The 16,183-nt window shown below is 35.4% G+C and carries 12 protein-coding genes, 2 tRNA genes and 1 rRNA gene; 12 read left to right on the top strand and 3 right to left on the bottom strand.

Annotated elements, in window-relative coordinates; translation table 11 throughout:
- Both rrf and ACFPH8_RS13035 read left to right on the top strand, forming a co-directional pair.
- A 5S ribosomal RNA gene (rrf, locus tag ACFPH8_RS15030) occupies nucleotides 1-75 on the top strand; the annotation flags it as partial.
- A 92-nt stretch (nucleotides 76-167) separates the two neighbouring features.
- Entirely contained in the window at nucleotides 168-2,600 is a 2,433-nt protein-coding gene (locus ACFPH8_RS13035) for a helix-turn-helix domain-containing protein (RefSeq protein WP_376861572.1), read from the top strand.
- Between the two features lie 51 nt (nucleotides 2,601-2,651).
- Here ACFPH8_RS13035 and ACFPH8_RS13030 read toward each other — a convergent pair whose 3' ends face one another.
- Nucleotides 2,652-3,794 carry an acyl-CoA dehydrogenase gene (locus tag ACFPH8_RS13030; RefSeq protein WP_248398147.1) on the bottom strand — a complete coding sequence of 381 codons (1,143 nt, stop codon included), beginning with the start codon at nucleotides 3,792-3,794 and terminating at the stop codon, nucleotides 2,652-2,654.
- A gap of 92 nt (nucleotides 3,795-3,886) precedes the next feature.
- On the opposite strand from ACFPH8_RS13030, the gene ACFPH8_RS13025 reads away from it, so the two are divergent.
- The 10 genes from ACFPH8_RS13025 (at nucleotide 3,887) to ACFPH8_RS12980 (ending at nucleotide 12,947) form a co-directional block, all read left to right on the top strand.
- A complete protein-coding gene (locus tag ACFPH8_RS13025) occupies nucleotides 3,887-4,942 on the top strand; it encodes an anhydro-N-acetylmuramic acid kinase (RefSeq protein ID WP_376861570.1) in 1,056 nt (351 codons plus the stop codon).
- 92 nt (nucleotides 4,943-5,034) lie between these two features.
- Entirely contained in the window at nucleotides 5,035-6,261 is a 1,227-nt protein-coding gene (locus tag ACFPH8_RS13020; RefSeq protein ID WP_248398155.1) for a Glu/Leu/Phe/Val dehydrogenase dimerization domain-containing protein, read from the top strand.
- Between the two features lie 12 nt (nucleotides 6,262-6,273).
- Entirely contained in the window at nucleotides 6,274-7,668 is a 1,395-nt protein-coding gene (nhaD, locus tag ACFPH8_RS13015) for a sodium:proton antiporter NhaD (protein ID WP_248398158.1), read from the top strand.
- Between the two features lie 50 nt (nucleotides 7,669-7,718).
- On the top strand, nucleotides 7,719-8,420 hold the full coding sequence (locus tag ACFPH8_RS13010) for a MotA/TolQ/ExbB proton channel family protein (protein ID WP_248398161.1): 702 nt from the start codon (nucleotides 7,719-7,721) through the stop codon (nucleotides 8,418-8,420).
- A gap of 1 nt (nucleotide 8,421) precedes the next feature.
- The gene (locus ACFPH8_RS13005) at nucleotides 8,422-8,814 is read left to right on the top strand and encodes an ExbD/TolR family protein (protein WP_066253519.1); all 393 of its coding nucleotides are present in this window, start codon (nucleotides 8,422-8,424) and stop codon (nucleotides 8,812-8,814) included.
- A gap of 16 nt (nucleotides 8,815-8,830) precedes the next feature.
- Nucleotides 8,831-9,727: an energy transducer TonB gene (locus ACFPH8_RS13000; protein WP_248398164.1), complete on the top strand. Its 897-nt coding sequence runs from the start codon at nucleotides 8,831-8,833 to the stop codon at nucleotides 9,725-9,727.
- 3 nt (nucleotides 9,728-9,730) lie between these two features.
- A complete protein-coding gene (locus tag ACFPH8_RS12995; RefSeq protein ID WP_376861566.1) occupies nucleotides 9,731-10,948 on the top strand; it encodes a bifunctional folylpolyglutamate synthase/dihydrofolate synthase in 1,218 nt (405 codons plus the stop codon).
- Nucleotides 10,949-11,011: 63 nt separating this feature from the next.
- A tRNA-Val gene (locus tag ACFPH8_RS12990) sits at nucleotides 11,012-11,086 on the top strand.
- Nucleotides 11,087-11,128: 42 nt separating this feature from the next.
- A tRNA-Val gene (locus ACFPH8_RS12985) sits at nucleotides 11,129-11,203 on the top strand.
- A gap of 598 nt (nucleotides 11,204-11,801) precedes the next feature.
- Nucleotides 11,802-12,947: a serine hydrolase domain-containing protein gene (locus ACFPH8_RS12980; RefSeq protein ID WP_376861564.1), complete on the top strand. Its 1,146-nt coding sequence runs from the start codon at nucleotides 11,802-11,804 to the stop codon at nucleotides 12,945-12,947.
- 30 nt (nucleotides 12,948-12,977) lie between these two features.
- On the opposite strand, the gene ACFPH8_RS12975 is transcribed toward ACFPH8_RS12980, so the two are convergent.
- Nucleotides 12,978-14,264 (bottom strand): UDP-N-acetylmuramoyl-tripeptide--D-alanyl-D-alanine ligase, encoded by a 1,287-nt coding sequence (locus ACFPH8_RS12975; protein WP_376861562.1) that lies wholly within the window; start codon nucleotides 14,262-14,264, stop codon nucleotides 12,978-12,980.
- Between the two features lie 67 nt (nucleotides 14,265-14,331).
- Nucleotides 14,332-16,017, bottom strand: a complete 1,686-nt coding sequence (gldJ, locus tag ACFPH8_RS12970; protein ID WP_376861560.1) for a gliding motility lipoprotein GldJ — start codon at nucleotides 16,015-16,017, stop codon at nucleotides 14,332-14,334.
- Nucleotides 16,018-16,183 lie beyond the last annotated feature (166 nt).

The raw sequence follows: 16,183 nt of genomic DNA, 5'->3' as shown, positions 1-16,183 counted from the left end.
CATTCCGAACAGAGTAGTTAAGCCCGTTAGCGCCGATGGTACTGCATCTCGTGGGAGAGTAGGTCGCCGCCTTTTTTAAGAATCCCGATTCAATACTTGAATCGGGATTTTTTTTGTTTTATAAAGTCTATACGTCGTATATTTACTTAAAATTAAACCGATTTTTTGTGTCTGAAAATCCTGAATTAAAACTTGCTTGGCAGTTTGTAAATGAAACTGATAGAACTATCTTTTTAACGGGAAAAGCGGGTACAGGAAAAACGACCTTTCTTCATAAATTAAAAAATGAATCGCTTAAACGGACAGTGGTAGTGGCTCCAACTGGTGTAGCAGCTATTAATGCCAAAGGAGTTACCATTCATTCCTTTTTTCAATTGCCGTTTGGTCCTATATTACCAGATTCTGACACGAATTCTTCACAAGGTTTTAATAGAAAATTTAGTAAAACCAAAATCAATATCATTAAATCTATGGATTTATTGGTTATTGATGAAATAAGTATGGTTCGAGCGGATTTACTAGATGGAATTGATAAAACATTAAGGCGTTTCCGAAATAAGAATAAAATATTTGGCGGTGTCCAAGTTCTAATGATTGGTGACTTACAACAACTGTCTCCTGTAATTAAGGATCATGAGTGGTCATTATTGAGGAAATATTATTTGAATGGATTCTTTTTTAGTAGCCATGCTTATCAGCAATGTCAGCCTATTACAATAGAGCTAAAGCATATTTATAGACAAGAAAATCCCGAATTTATCACTATTCTCAACGAAATTAGAAATAATCGTTTGTCGGCAGAAGGTGAGGCTATTTTAAATAAACGGTATAAACCTGATTTTAGCCCTAATCCCGATGAAGGATATATTCAATTAACGACCCATAATAATAGAGCAGAAGAAACCAACCAAAAGGAACTGGATGCTTTAGAGGCCAAAGCCCAATTATATGTGGCAGACATTAAGGGTAAATTTCCAGAACATGCCTATCCAAATAATGAGGTGCTAGCTTTAAAAGTTGGTGCGCAAGTCATGTTTATTAAGAATGATAGTTCTCAAGAAAAGCGTTATTTCAATGGTAAAATTGGTAAGATTATCAAATTGAATAAAGATGAAGTGGTTGTGCGCTGTCCGGAAGATGAATTTAATATTGTTACCACCCAAGAGGTTTGGGACAATATTAATTATACGGTTAATAAAGAAACGAATGCGATAATCGAGGATAAAATTGGTTCCTTTAGTCAGATGCCATTGCGCTTGGCATGGTCTATTACTATTCATAAAAGCCAGGGTTTAACTTTCGAGAAAGCTATAATAGATGCCCAAGGTGCTTTTGCTCACGGTCAAACCTATGTGGCTTTAAGTCGTTGTAAATCTTTGGAAGGTTTAGTTTTAAAAAGTAAAATTACTTCCAATCAGATTATTAGTGATAGCCATGTTATTTCGTTTAACGAATCCGCGAATGAGAATCAACCTGATGAAACTGTATTGGAGTTATCCCAACGACATTTTCAATTGGGTTTAATGTCAGAAGTATTTAATTTTTATGATTTCTTATATCCTATAAATCGCATTTTAGATATTTATTATAAAAATCGCGGTAGTATAGAAGGTAAAATTGAAGCGCCCTTAATAACGGTTAAAAACGCTATTACAAATCTTTTAAAAATAGGAACCAGTTTTAATAGTCAATTAAACAATATTTCAAAAGTAGAAAGCTTACCAGAAACTAGTCATGTAATTCAAGGACGGTTTAAAAAGGCAATTTTGTACTTTCAAAATGAATTAGACACTGTTATAAATCCTGCTTTTAAGACGTTTAATTTTACAACGGATAACCAAGCCTTGGAAAAAGATCTGATTAAAAATTTGGATAGTATTGAAGAATTATTAGAAACTAAAACCTTATATTTTAAGGAATTGGCAGATGGTTTTAAAACGCTTTTATTTTTAAATTTGCGAGCTAAAGCAGTCTTTCTAGCCAAAGAAAAGCCTAAAAAACTTAAAAAGACAGTTATAGATGGTACCACCAATGTGGAGCTTTTTGAATTGTTACGTGTTTTAAGAAATGAAATTGCTCAAGAAAACGATTTAATCCATTACCAAATATTTACGCAAAAGGCGCTATATGCTATGTGTGAAACCTTACCTACCTCCAAAAATGAATTATTGGAAATAGATGGCATGGGAAAAGTTCGTGTGGAAAAATATGGGGCGGCCATTCTGGAAGTAATTAGAGGTTTTTGTGATGATAATGATATCGATTATGAAGAACAAACCGAAACCTTCAAATTCAAAGACAAGAAAGAAAAAAAAGTAGATACGAAACTTCAGTCTTTAAATCTTTTTAAATCTGGTAAAACAATTGAAGAAATTGCTAATGAACGTGCATTAAATGAAAACACTATTTTCGGTCATTTAGTTAGCTTTATTCCATCGGGAGAAATAAAGCCGACAGATTTAATGTCTGTGGAACATTATAATGAATTACAAAAATTAATTCCAAAGTATAAGTTTGAAAACCTTTCAGATTTAAAACATCAATTGGATGACAAGTTCACGTATGGAGAGATACGCTTGGTTTTAGAATCTCTTAAATAAAAAAATCCCAATAGTTACATTGGGATTTATATGTAGATATTTTAATAAAAATTAATCTCTTAACACACCTCTAGAAATAACTATTTTTTGTATTTCTGAAGTTCCTTCATAAATCTGTGTAATTTTGGCATCTCGCATTAAACGCTCAACATGGTATTCTTTAACAAAACCATTTCCACCGTGAACCTGAACAGCTTCCACCGTTGTGTCCATAGCTACTTTGCTTGCGTATAGCTTCGCCATAGCACTAGACATGTCGTAATTATTACCTTGATCTTTATCCCAAGCTGCTTTCATAACTAACATACGAGCCGCTTCAATCTCGGTGGCCATATCAGCAATTTTAAAAGCAATGGCTTGATGATTGCAGATTTCAGTACCAAATGCCTTACGTTCCTTACTGTATTTCTTCGCTAATTCATAAGCGCCTGACGCAATCCCTAATGCTTGAGCAGCAATTCCAATTCGTCCACCAGATAACGTCTTCATGGCGAATTTAAAACCGAAACCATCCGCGCCAATTCTATTTTCTTTAGGCACCTTTACATCATTAAATTGCAAGGTATGGGTGTCACTTCCGCGAATCCCTAATTTATCTTCCTTGGGTCCAACATCAAATCCAGGCATCCCTTTTTCAACTATAAAAGCATTGATACCGTGGTGTCCTTTATCTTTATCCGTTTGTGCAATGACTAAATACACATCAGCACGACCTCCACTTGTAATCCAGTTTTTAGTACCATTTAAAACATAATGATCGCCTTTGTCAATTGCAGTGGTTTTTTGTGATGTTGCATCACTACCAGCTTCAGGTTCACTTAAACAAAATGCGCCTACAAATTCACCAGTCGCTAATTTTGTTAAGTATTTTTGTTTTTGTTCCTCACTACCATAAGATTCAAGTCCATAGCATACTAATGAGTTATTTACCGAAACAATAACAGAAGCTGACGCATCAATTTTTGAAAGTTCCTCCATTATTAATACATAGGAAATGGCATCCATACCGCTTCCGCCATATTTAGGATCAACCATAATACCCATAAAACCAAGTTCGCCCATTTTTTTTACTAAATCTTGAGGAAACTCTTGTTTGTTATCACGCTCTATAACGCCAGGTAATAATTCTGTTTGAGCAAAATCGCGCGCTGCGTCGCGAATCATCATATGTTCTTCGGTAAGATTAAAATCCATAATAAATTGTTGTTGTTGAATTGATAAAAAATGAATGCAAAGATAAGGTTTTAGGAACATTTTTTCAATAATGATTAGTATTTTTACGCGATATGATAAAATCTTCCTATAATGTGTTAGGTATTATGTCTGGAACATCGTTAGACGGTGTTGATATAGCTCATATTAAATTCACGTTTAATGAAAAATGGCAGTATACATTTTTAGAATGCGAAACCATTCCATATCCCCATTGCTGGTTCTTAAAACTTAAAAACTTGGTTGGCCTTTCTAAAGATAATTTAGAAATAATAGATCAAAATTATACGGCGTATCTTGCTTCCGTTATAAATACATTTGTAACAAAACATCAGATTGCTAGTTTAGATTTTATCAGTTCACATGGGCATACAGCTTTACATGAACCAGAAAAGGGCTTTACTTTACAAATCGGGAATAAACAAATACTGGCCCATTTAACGCAGCAAACCGTGGTTTGCGATTTTAGAGTTCAAGATGTCCAACTAGGAGGTCAAGGTGCACCTTTAGTGCCAATTGGCGATAAATTACTTTTTTCAGATTTTGATTATTGTTTAAATCTAGGTGGTTTTGCTAATATTTCAACCGAAGATAACGGGAACCGCATTGCCTACGATATTTGCCCAGCAAATATTGTCCTTAATCATTACGTGGCATCTTTAGGATTAGATTTTGATGATTCTGGTAAAATAGCGGCGTCAGGACAGGTTAATTTAGCGCTTTTAAAAAACTTAAATAGTTTGGAGTTTTATAAAAAATCGCATCCAAAATCATTGGGTTTAGAATGGGTTGATAAATTTATTTTTCCAAGGATTAATGCTTTTGAAATTCCCATTAAGGATATTTTACGAACGTTTGTTGCACATATCGCCATTCAAATAGGGCATCAAATAAAAAATGGCAAAACTTTAATAACTGGAGGTGGCGCTTATAATTCCTTTCTAATTGAAGAAATAAAAACACAGACAAAAGCGGAACTCGTTATACCCAATTCAAAATTAGTTAACTATAAAGAGGCGTTAATCTTCAGTCTGTTAGGTGTGTTAAAACAGCGAAATGAAGTGAATTGTTTAGCAAGTGTAACAGGCGCAAAAATGGATCATAGTTCAGGAAGAACGTTTCAACCTTAAAATTATTGGAAAATTGATATTTACCGATTTTTTGTTTTTTATATTTGTTGAAGAATAACAACTATTGGATTTAAAATAATAATGAAACTATAATGAAAGACTTACTTCAAAAGTACGAGAATAAGCAACCGGAAATTGTATTCAATTGGAAAGATCCAGAAACAGAAGCTGAAGGCTGGACCGTAATAAGCTCCCTTCGCGGCGGAGCTGCTGGTGGTGGAACCCGCATGCGAAAAGGATTGGATGTCAATGAAGTCTTATCATTAGCTAAAACCATGGAAATAAAGTTTACAGTTTCAGGACCAGCCATTGGTGGTGCTAAATCTGGAATAAACTTTGATCCCAATGATCCACGAAAAAAAGGTGTGTTGGAGCGCTGGTTTAAAGCGGTTTCTCCATTGTTAAAAAGTTATTATGGAACGGGTGGCGATTTAAATGTTGATGAGAGTCATGAGGTAATACCTATGACGGAACAAACAGGACTTTGGCATCCGCAAGAGGGTGTTTTTGAAGGACATTTTAAACCAACACCAGGCGATAAAATTAACCGTATTGGGCAATTGCGCCACGGTGTTATTAAAGCCATAGAAAGTTCAGAATATTCACCTAGTGTAAAACGTAAATATACTGTTGCCGACATGATTACGGGCTTTGGTGTTGCACAAGCCGTTAAACATTATTACGATATTTTTGGTGGGACTGTAAAAGGAAAGCGCGTTGTTGTCCAAGGTTTTGGAAACGTAGGAGCAGCTGCTGCTTTCTATATATCTAAAATGGGCGCTAAAGTTGTTGGTATTATGGATATTGCTGGTGGCGTGATTAATAAAGATGGATTTTCGTTTGAAGAAATTACAGATCTATACCTGAATAAAAAAGGAAATACACTAGGTGGTGAGAATTTAATTCCATTCCAAGAAATGAATGAAAAAGTTTGGGGATTGGAAACAGAGGTATTCCTACCATGTGCGGCATCGCGCCTAATTACCCAAGACCAAATTGACACCATGATTGAAAGTGGCTTGGAAGTTATTTCTTGCGGTGCTAATGTACCTTTTGCCGATAAAGAAATTTTCTTCGGACCAATTATGGAACATACCGATGAGCGCATAAGCTTAATACCAGATTTCATTTCCAATTGTGGAATGGCACGAGTATTTGCCTATCTAATGGAAAGTAGTGTTGAAATGAGCGATGAGTCTATTTTTCAAGACACTTCAGATACGATAAAGAGGGCTTTGCAAAATGTTTATAATGCAAATAGTTCAAAAAAAGAATTAAGTAAAACTGCCTTCGAAATCGCATTAGGGCAATTAGTATAATTAGATAATTTTATGGAAGCAATAATTATTATTGTATTTGTTTTAGGGTATTTAGCTATTACACTAGAGCACAATTTGAAAATTGATAAGCTGATCCCCGCTTTGGTTATGATGGCTATTTGTTGGGCCATTATTGCAATTGGCGTTGATGATTTTACCCAATGGTTTGACTCTGCAAAACATGCTTTGGTAGACAATTTAGGTTTGTTAAACCATGAAGATAGGGTGCACTTAATGGAAGAAACACTATTGCATCATTTAGGTAAAACATCAGAAATATTAGTGTTTCTATTAGGAGCCATGACCATTGTTGAAATTATAGATTATTTTGATGGTTTTGCTACTATAAAAGGTTTTATTAAAACGAAAAGTAAAGGGCGAATTCTATGGATATTTGCCTTTTTAGCTTTTTTCTTATCGGCAATTATAGATAATTTAACCGCTACAATTGTTTTAATTTCTATTCTACAAAAATTAATTTTTGATCGGGACGTGAGGATTTGGTATGCGGGTTTAATTATCATAGCTGCCAATGCTGGTGGAGCGTGGTCTCCAATTGGTGATGTTACCACAACCATGTTATGGATTGGTAAAAAAGTAACCACGGGACATTTATTTGTTTACTTATTTGTTCCCTCATTATTATGTATGTTAATACCAGTATTTATAGCGTCATTTTTACCAGCATTTAAGGGGAAAATTGACAATCCTGATTCAGAAGATGATGCGCCAAAAAGTGAGCACAGTGCAACTATGTTATATTTAGGTTTAGGTGGTATTGTTTCCGTTCCTATCTTTAAAACGGTCACGCATTTACCGCCTTATGTTGGTATGATGTTAGCCTTGGCTTTTGTTGCTATTTTTGCGGAGGTTTTTAGTAATAGAAAATTTGCCATGTCTTTTGATACAGATGTAAATGCAGATCATGTTGGCCATCATAGCCCAGTTCATAAAGCATTATCTAAAATTGAGTTGCCAAGTATCCTTTTCTTTTTAGGAATTTTAATGGCAGTTGCCGCTTTAGAATCGCTGGGAATATTATTTGGCTTTGCATCCACCTTACAGGAAAATATGCCTATGTTGGGTACAGAGTTACACCACGAAGGCGTTTCAGATTTGGTAGTATTATTAATGGGTGTTGGATCGGCAGTTATTGACAATGTTCCTTTAGTTGCGGCTAGTTTAGGTATGTTTTCAGAACCAATTGATAATGAACTTTGGCATTTTATAGCCTATGCTGCCGGTACAGGTGGAAGTATGTTAATAATAGGTTCAGCAGCAGGTGTGGTAGCTATGGGAATGGAAAAAATTGATTTTTTCTGGTACCTTAAAAATATTGGTTGGTTAGCGCTAGTTGGGTTTTTAGTTGGTGCAATTGCCTTTATGTTTACCAGAACCATTTTCTAATATAATTTTGTATCATTTAAAACGTTAATAATATTATAGTCACAAATCCTATGATAAATACATTTATACAAAGTCCTCAAGAAGGAGCTGAAATAGTTCCAGATGGCGAATCAGTTGAAAAAACACTCTCCATTATTGAATTAATAAGTAGTGGAGGCATGGCAGGTCAAATTATAATAGCCATACTTTTTGTTCTCTTAATAGTTGCTTGCTATATTTATTTTGAACGTTTATTTGCTATCAAAGCGGCATCACAAATTGACAGTAATTTCATGAATCAGATAAAGGATCATGTAAGTAATGGTAAAATTGAAGCGGCACAAATTTTGTGTGCACAAGTCAACACACCTGTTTCTAGATTAATAAATAAAGGAATTACTAGAATTGGCAAACCACTTGAAGATATTAATACCGCTATTGAAAATGCTGGTCGGTTAGAAATTTACGGATTAGAAAAAAATGTTAGTATCCTAGCAACCATTTCTGGTGCAGCGCCTATGATTGGTTTCCTTGGAACCGTAGTCGGTATGATTTTAGCTATTTTTGAACTAGCTAATGCTGGCGGAACCATTCAAATGGATGTGCTTGCCAGTGGTTTATATACAGCTATGACGACAACTGTTGCTGGTTTAATTGTCGGTATTATAGCTTATATCACGTATAACCATTTAGTAGTAAAAACAAATAAGGTGGTGTATCAAATGGAAGCAAATTCTTTAGAATTTTTAGATCATTTAAACGAACCTATTTAATATGAATATACGCGGAAGAAATAAAGTAACGCCCGAATTCAATATGTCGTCTATGACGGATATTGTCTTTCTTTTACTTATATTTTTTATGATAGCTTCTACCTTGGTAACAACAAGTGCTATTGATATTTTACTACCAAATGCCAGTGGAAAAACAGAGAATAAAAAATCTGTAGCTGTTAGTATTACTAAAGATTTGCGCTATTATGTAGATCAAAAATTAGTAGGTGAAAGTATGTTGGAAGGTGAACTTTTAACCGCTTTATCCAGTCAAGAAAAACCAACGGTTGTATTGCGTGCTGAAAAATCAGTACCTGTTGATAATGTGGTTAAAGTAATGGATATAGCGAATAGAAATAAAATTAAAGTCATTTTAGCAGTTAAGCCAAATTAAAACGGCACATCTACCCATGAAATATTTAGAGACCAAACACGAACGGAATTCTGCCAAGATTACGACTTTAATAATCGTTATTTTGGTATTGCTGTTGTTTGTAGTGGGGCCTCCATATATGGATCCACCGGAAGAATATGGCGTAGCTGTTAATTTTGGGAATTCAGATGTTGGCAGCGGAAACGTACAGCCAAAAGAACCTGTTAAATCCGAACCAAAAAACATAGAGCGTCCTCCGGAAGAAGCGGTAACAAAACCTCAAGAAACAAAACCAGAAGCGGCTGCTGCTGAAAAAACAAAAGCGGAAGATGTTATCACACAGAATAACGAAGAAGCATTAGCAATAGAAAAGAAAAAACAAGCCGACGCTAAAGCGAAAAAAATTGCAGATGCAAAAGCAAAAGCGCAAGCAGAAGCGGATGCCAAGGCAAAAGCGGAAGCCGAACAAAAAGCGAAAGAGCAGGCAGAGAAAGAGGCTAAAAAGAAAAAGCTAGACGCTTTAATTGGAGGCGTAAGTAAATCGGAAGGCACCACATCTGGTGGCGAAGGGGATGACAACAAACCGGGTGATAAAGGCCAATTGGATGGCAATCCGTATGCCACCAGCTATTTTGGCAATCCAGGTTCTGGTAGCGGAGGTGTAGGCTATGGTTTAAACGGACGAGGAAAGGCAACGTATCAAAAATTAAATCAAGATTGTAATGAGTCTGGAAGGGTTGTAGTTCGCATAGTGGTAAACCGAGAAGGTAATGTCATAGAAGCCAATCCAGGCGTTAAAGGCACGAATAATACGGCTAAATGTCTTCTGGAGCCAGCAAAAAAAATAGCTTTATCTCACAAATGGCGGCCAGATAGCAATGCGCCAGCAGCGCAAGTAGGATTTGTTGAAGTTAACTTCACAATAGGTCAATAATTTATGACATATCAAGATACTTTAAACTGGATGTTTTCAAAACTTCCCATGTATCAGCGACAAGGTAAAACGGCATTTAAAGCCAATTTGGACAATTCCATCCGTTTCGCACATCATTTAAATAACCCTCAAAATAGAATAAAAACCATTCATGTTGGAGGTACCAACGGTAAAGGTTCTACAAGTAATATGCTAGCTTCCGTTTTGCAAGAGGCAGGCTATAAAGTGGGTTTGTTTACATCACCACATTTAAAGGATTTTCGTGAGCGTATTCGTGTTAATGGCGAAATGGTCAGCAAAGAATATGTGGTTAATTTTATACAACACAATAAAGGCTATTTAGATATTTCTGGACTTTCCTTTTTTGAAATGACCTCCGGAATGGCCTTCAATTATTTTTGGAATGAAAAGGTGGATGTTGCCATAATTGAAGTCGGGCTAGGTGGTCGTTTGGATTCTACTAATATTATCACACCTGAACTGGCTATCATCACCAATATAGGGTTAGATCATACACAATTTTTAGGGGATACACTGGATAAAATAGCTTATGAAAAAGCCGGAATTATTAAAAATCAAATTCCAATAGTAATTGGTAAAACGCAAGCGGAGACAAAACCAATTTTTCAAGAAGTAGCAAAAAGCTTGGAAGCAGCAATTTTCTTTGCGGATCAGATTGTTCATTCACATTATGAATCGGATTTAAAAGGCACATATCAATATGAAAATATTCAGACGGTGGTACAGGCAATTGAAGTTTTAAAAACTCAAAACTTTATCATTGCTGATACTCATGTTAAAAACGGGTTATTACAAGTGGTTCGTAATACAGGGTTTCAAGGTCGTTGGCAGGTTTTGCAACAAAACCCTTTAATTATTTGCGATACAGCTCATAACTCGGAAGGCTTAAAGGTTGTGATGGAACAATTAATGAATTTGCCATATCAGGCGTTACATGTTGTTTTCGGAGTTGTAAATGATAAAGATATTGCCTCTATTTTACCGCTTTTACCAAAAAATGCAAGGTATTACTTCTGCAAACCCGATGTGCCGAGAGGTTTAGATGAAAATATTTTAAGAAATACCTTTAAGGAGCAAGGTTTTCAAGGAAACGCATATAGTAGTGTAAATGATGCCTTTACGGCTGCAAAAAACACGGCACAGGCTGGTGATATTATATATATTGGAGGGAGCACTTTTGTTGTTGCAGAAATAATTTAATTTTTTCTCAAAAAAAGTTTTGCAATATGAAAAACTACTTTATATTTGCAATCCAATTACGAAGGGCGATTAGCTCAGTTGGTTCAGAGCACCTCGTTTACACCGAGGGGGTCGGGGGTTCGAATCCCTCATCGCCCACAAAAAGAAAGTCCGTTTTATACGGACTTTTTTTAGTTATAGGGGTCATTAACTCAGTTGGTTCAGAGTGTCACGTCGACAACGTGGAAGTCACTGGTTCGAATCCAGTATGACCCACATCAAGCGAAAATCTGCATGGAAATGCAGATTTTTTTATTTCACAAAACCCGCAAAGCTCGCTTTAAAGGGGTTTGTGAAATAAAAAAAGCTAGAATGCGTGAGCATTCAGATGTACATTTGCAGGAGTGTGTTTATTCTGGATCAATGGAATTAATCCAAGAGCTTTAAGGTTGGACCTAACAGGTTTTAAAAACCTTTTAGGTCTTTTATAAAGCTCGCTTTAAAGGGGTTTGTGAAATAAAAAAAGCTAGAATGCGTGAGCATTCAGATTTACATTTGCAGGAGTGTGTTTATTCTGGATCAATGGAATTAATCCAAGAGCCGTTAGGTTAGGCCTAATAGGTTAAGAAAATGTGTAAAATTCATTCAGATATTATAAATTAATCTTGGAAATACCTAACGTTTTGATTTAACTCGAACAAAGTTGAAAAAATGAAACTTGTTTGTTTTCTTAATAATTTAGATTAATTTAGGTTAATTATTTATAGCAATTTAATATCAGTAAAAAATGAAATCAGTTGAATATAATAAACTTTTTTGGAGACACACTAATCGTGCTTTTCTTTTCCTTTTCATTAGTTGTTTAGCAACAATTATGTCATGTGAAAAAAGTAGTGTTAATGGAAATGAAAAGAATGTTCAAGTGTCACTGCAGCATGTCGCAGATAGCGTTTATAAATTGTTTGATGATAAATGGAATATAGACAAGTCTGGAATCATGCTATATATAAATGGTCCTTCAGGAACTTTTATGAGTTCGAGTAACATAACACCCACGCCCAACCCAGATGCCCATTTTAGAATTGCAAGTATTTCTAAAACATTTACAGCTGCTGCAATTATGCGGTTGCACCAAGAGGGCTTGTTACATATTGAGGATGGAATAGAAAACTATATAATCGATGAACCAGCTTACAATATCCCGTATCGGAGTGAGATAACTATCAAACAGCTATTACAGCATCGAGCAGGAGTTTTTGATGTGACAAATAGTGAAATACCAGAAACCGTTAATGCTAGCTATGCTGGCGAAATGTATGTGGATTACATCCGTAATCAAGATAATAACCATAAATTCACTCTGGATGAACTGGTAGGGATTAATGCTGAACACCAATTGAGTACATCTGCTCCTAACGTGATGTTTCATTATTCTAATACAGGCTATAATATATTGGGAAAAATAATTGAAACAGTTTCAGGTATGTCGTATAGTGAGTATATAACACAAACCTTTATTACACCTTTAGGTTTATCTAGAACTTATAGTGTATGGGAGGGAAGCGATGTGGAAATGCGGATGCCGTATGTCAACTCACACTTATATATTCAGGGAGAGGCGGAGTTAGAAACTTCTCAGGATAATATGTCTGCTCATGTGACCGAGGGAAATATAGTTTCTACACCTAGCGATATTACGAAATGGTTGGAGCTTTTATTAACAGGAAATGCAGGTGTGAGTGCCGAAAATATTGCTTTGATGAAAGAAATGCAAGTAGCAGATGAAGCCCATGGTTTTTATGGTTTAGGTTTAGTTTATAATGAAGGTCTTGGCTATGGTCATGACGGCGCCCATTTAAGCTATGTTTCGTCTTTAAGATATAATCAAGATACAGGCATAACTATTTTGGCTTCAGCAAACTTTATACGAATAGCGCCTGAAGAAGAAGGCGATCAAAGCTTTTTTGAGCTGGCTTTTGGTGTCAGAGATGCTTGCTATTCAGCGATATCCATCTATTAGAATTAATTAAGTATACCACTGTTTTTATATTTAATTAAGCAATTCCAACACACGCTCCAAAGCCATGCCTCTAGAGCCTTTTATTATTACTAGAGCATTGTTTAGCGTTTCTACATTGAAAGTCTCTTTAAAAGCTTGAAATGATTTGTGAAAGGTTGTTTTTGAATCAGTACTTGTAGCTTTGTAGAAATTTTCACCTAAAAAGAAGACTTTATCAATTTGAAGTGTGCCGGCTAAATTGACAATCGCTTGATGTTCATTTTCGGCGTCAGGTCCTAATTCAAACATGTCACCCAAAATGGCAATTTTATGAGGATGTTCTTGTTTTGAAAAATGCTCCAATGCAACCATCATACTAGAAGGATTAGCATTGTAAGCGTCTAAAATAATGCGGGTTGTTCCTTTGGTGATAATTTGTGAACGATTATTAGTTGGAATATAATTCTCAATGGCTTTTTGAATATCAGAATCATCGACTTCAAAATAATTTCCTATAGTAATAGCGGCAGCTATATTATTAAAATTATAAGCTCCAATTAAGTTACTAGTAATAGTTTGGTCATGATACGATAAACTAACAAAAGGTTTAGCATCTAAAAACTGAATGTGTAATTGATTTTTGTTATCGGAAGGGCCAAAAGGGATTGTTTTAGCATTTTTGGTTTTATCTACTTGAATCGTATCTGCTGAGTTTATAAATATTGGTTTATTATGTGATATCAAATACTTATACAATTCACTTTTACCTATTATAACACCTTCAACGCCTCCGAACCCCTCTAAATGCGCTTTTCCAAAATTGGTGATATAGCCGTAATCTGGTTTTGCAATATGGCATAAAAAGGCAATTTCCTTTTGGTGATTTGCACCCATTTCAACCACACCTATTTCAGTCGCTTTGGTCATGGACAAAAGTGTTAATGGCACGCCAATATGATTATTTAAATTACCGATAGTAGCCGTTGTTCTAAATTTTTTGGAAAGCACAGCATGAATCAACTCTTTTGTCGTTGTTTTTCCGTTACTACCGGTGAGTGAAATAATAGGAATCCCTAAATAGTCCCGATGGAAAGTGGCAAGTTTTTGTAAGGTTTCTAATACATCCTGTACGAGAATGGTTTGATGGTTTTGGACAAATTCAGGATTATCAATAACAACGTATTTAGCCCCATTTTCAAGGGCTTGTTTGGCAAAGCTATTACCATCAAAATTATCACCTTTGAGCGCAAAAAATAGGCATTCTTGAGTGATTTTTCGCGTATCTGTACAAACGCTTTTGCATTCTAAAAAACGTTTATGAAGGGTATGTAGTTCCATAAAATAAAAGTATAAAAAAAGTCCTGACTACGGTCAGGACTTTTTGAAATTTTTATAACTAAATTAATTAGTTTTTCCTTTTGTTTTTGTTTTCTGATTTAGAACCTACTCGAGACATGGCACATCTAAATCCAATATAATCAGTTGCCATATTTTGTGGGAAATAACGACGTTGAGCAGGATCTAACCAATACTCTCTGTCTTTCCATGAACCACCTTTATAAACACGAACTTCATCGTTAATTAAAGATGTACGCTTATCAGAACGGTCATACTCACGAATTAAAGCACCTGTTGAATCTGTTTCAACATTGTGATTTGGTGAGTTGTACATTTTTCTCGTATGCGTTGTTTCACTAGAACCGTCTTCCATTTCATTAAAACCATCACGGTAATCACGAGATGAACGCTGATCACCATCTCTATAATTTCTGTTATCGCTGGTATCAAAGTTTGTTCTTAAATAGGTTTCGTTTTCATCAACTGGTACTTGGTGAATTTCACCAGGTAAGTTTCTGGCAATTACTTTTCCGTTTGGTAAAGTATCAAACTTAATCTCATCACTCGTTACAATGCGTACGGTACCATCTTCATTTAATTCGTTTTTGGTATACACATTTCCACGGTAGTAATTAAAATCACTCATCTCATCATCAACAATAGGTCTGTAAACATCAGCAACCCATTCGGCTACGTTTCCAGCCATATCATATAATCCAAAATCATTTGGCTCGTAAGATTTTACAGCATTTGTAATATCAGCACCATCATCAGACCATCCAGCAATTCCGCCGTAATCTCCTTTACCTTGCTTAAAGTTAGCTAATTGATCACCTCTTACTTTACGTTTTCCTGAACGTGTATACTGACCATCCCATGGATATTTCTTACGGCCTCTATACACATTGTAACTACGAATAGATGTTAAGCCTAAAGCGGCATACTCCCATTCTGTTTCTGTTGGTAGTCTATATTTTGGAGAAATAAGTCCTGTTTCTCTTGTTGCATTCACATTTATTGGATCACCTGCTGCATTAGTTTGTACACGACGACGTGTGTTTTCTGGATCAGTAAGCGCTGTGTTTCCACCGTAAACTTGCGAAGGTGCATTAATATAAGTATCCGTGTTAAATGTAGCATCAGATGATACTTCATTTAATTTAGCATCTCTTTGAATATAACCTGCATCTTCTAAATTAGCTTCGTTAACACGATCTGAACGCCAGTTTGCAAATTCAACTGCTTGAATCCAACTAACTCCAACAACCGGATATTCTGCATAACCTGGATGACGTAAGTAGTTTTCGGTCATAACTTCATTAAAACCTAAACGATTTCTCCAAACAAGAGTGTCGGGAAGAACACCATCATAAATAGCTTTAAAGTTTTCTTCTGCTGGCGGATAAATTCGTTTAATCCAATCTAAATACTCTAAATACATTAAATTGGTAACTTCCGTTTCATCCATATAAAAGGATTGAACATGCTGCTGATTTGGTGAATTATTCCAATCATGCATTACATCGTCTTGAACTCTACCCATAGTAAAAGTTCCTCCTTCTACAAATACAAGTCCAGGTCCTGCTTCTTGTCCTTTAAAACTAGTATTGTATTGGAATCCTCCATCTCTAGAATTAATATCCCAACCGGTTGCTCGAGAACTGTTTGAGCCTGATCGTTTACAACCAACAGCTGTAACAGCTACTGCTAAAACTAACAATAATTTTATTGTTAATACATTTTTCATATCCATACGTTTAAGTAAGCTAAAAATATTTTTGGTGACGCAATATAAGAATTATGCGTAATAATACAAGTAATTATTTAATATTTACTTAAAATATTATGCGGTTCATCCTATTTATCAAGCATTTTAACGATGCTTTTTTGCATTTCTCCGTTGTTTTGTGACACTATAA

The organism is Bizionia hallyeonensis (assembly GCF_042657385.1).
In the GTDB taxonomy this organism is placed as follows: Bacteria; Bacteroidota; Bacteroidia; order Flavobacteriales; family Flavobacteriaceae; genus Algorimicrobium; species Algorimicrobium hallyeonense.
The sequence above is the reverse complement of the archived record's forward strand: the minus strand, read 5'-3'. Positions and strand labels throughout refer to the sequence as shown.

Excerpts from the sequence above, each read along its gene's own strand:
- ACFPH8_RS13030 (WP_248398147.1), bottom strand. The coding sequence starts at position 3,794 with ATGGATTTTAATCTTACCGAAGAACATATGATGATTCGCGACGCAGCG.
- ACFPH8_RS13025 (WP_376861570.1), top strand. The coding sequence starts at position 3,887 with ATGATAAAATCTTCCTATAATGTGTTAGGTATTATGTCTGGAACATCG.
- ACFPH8_RS13020 (WP_248398155.1), top strand. The coding sequence starts at position 5,035 with ATGAAAGACTTACTTCAAAAGTACGAGAATAAGCAACCGGAAATTGTA.
- nhaD (WP_248398158.1), top strand. The coding sequence starts at position 6,274 with ATGGAAGCAATAATTATTATTGTATTTGTTTTAGGGTATTTAGCTATT.
- ACFPH8_RS13010 (WP_248398161.1), top strand. The coding sequence starts at position 7,719 with ATGATAAATACATTTATACAAAGTCCTCAAGAAGGAGCTGAAATAGTT.
- ACFPH8_RS13005 (WP_066253519.1), top strand. The coding sequence starts at position 8,422 with ATGAATATACGCGGAAGAAATAAAGTAACGCCCGAATTCAATATGTCG.
- ACFPH8_RS13000 (WP_248398164.1), top strand. The coding sequence starts at position 8,831 with ATGAAATATTTAGAGACCAAACACGAACGGAATTCTGCCAAGATTACG.
- ACFPH8_RS12995 (WP_376861566.1), top strand. The coding sequence starts at position 9,731 with ATGACATATCAAGATACTTTAAACTGGATGTTTTCAAAACTTCCCATG.
- ACFPH8_RS12980 (WP_376861564.1), top strand. The coding sequence starts at position 11,802 with ATGTCATGTGAAAAAAGTAGTGTTAATGGAAATGAAAAGAATGTTCAA.
- ACFPH8_RS12975 (WP_376861562.1), bottom strand. The coding sequence starts at position 14,264 with ATGGAACTACATACCCTTCATAAACGTTTTTTAGAATGCAAAAGCGTT.
- gldJ (WP_376861560.1), bottom strand. The coding sequence starts at position 16,017 with ATGGATATGAAAAATGTATTAACAATAAAATTATTGTTAGTTTTAGCA.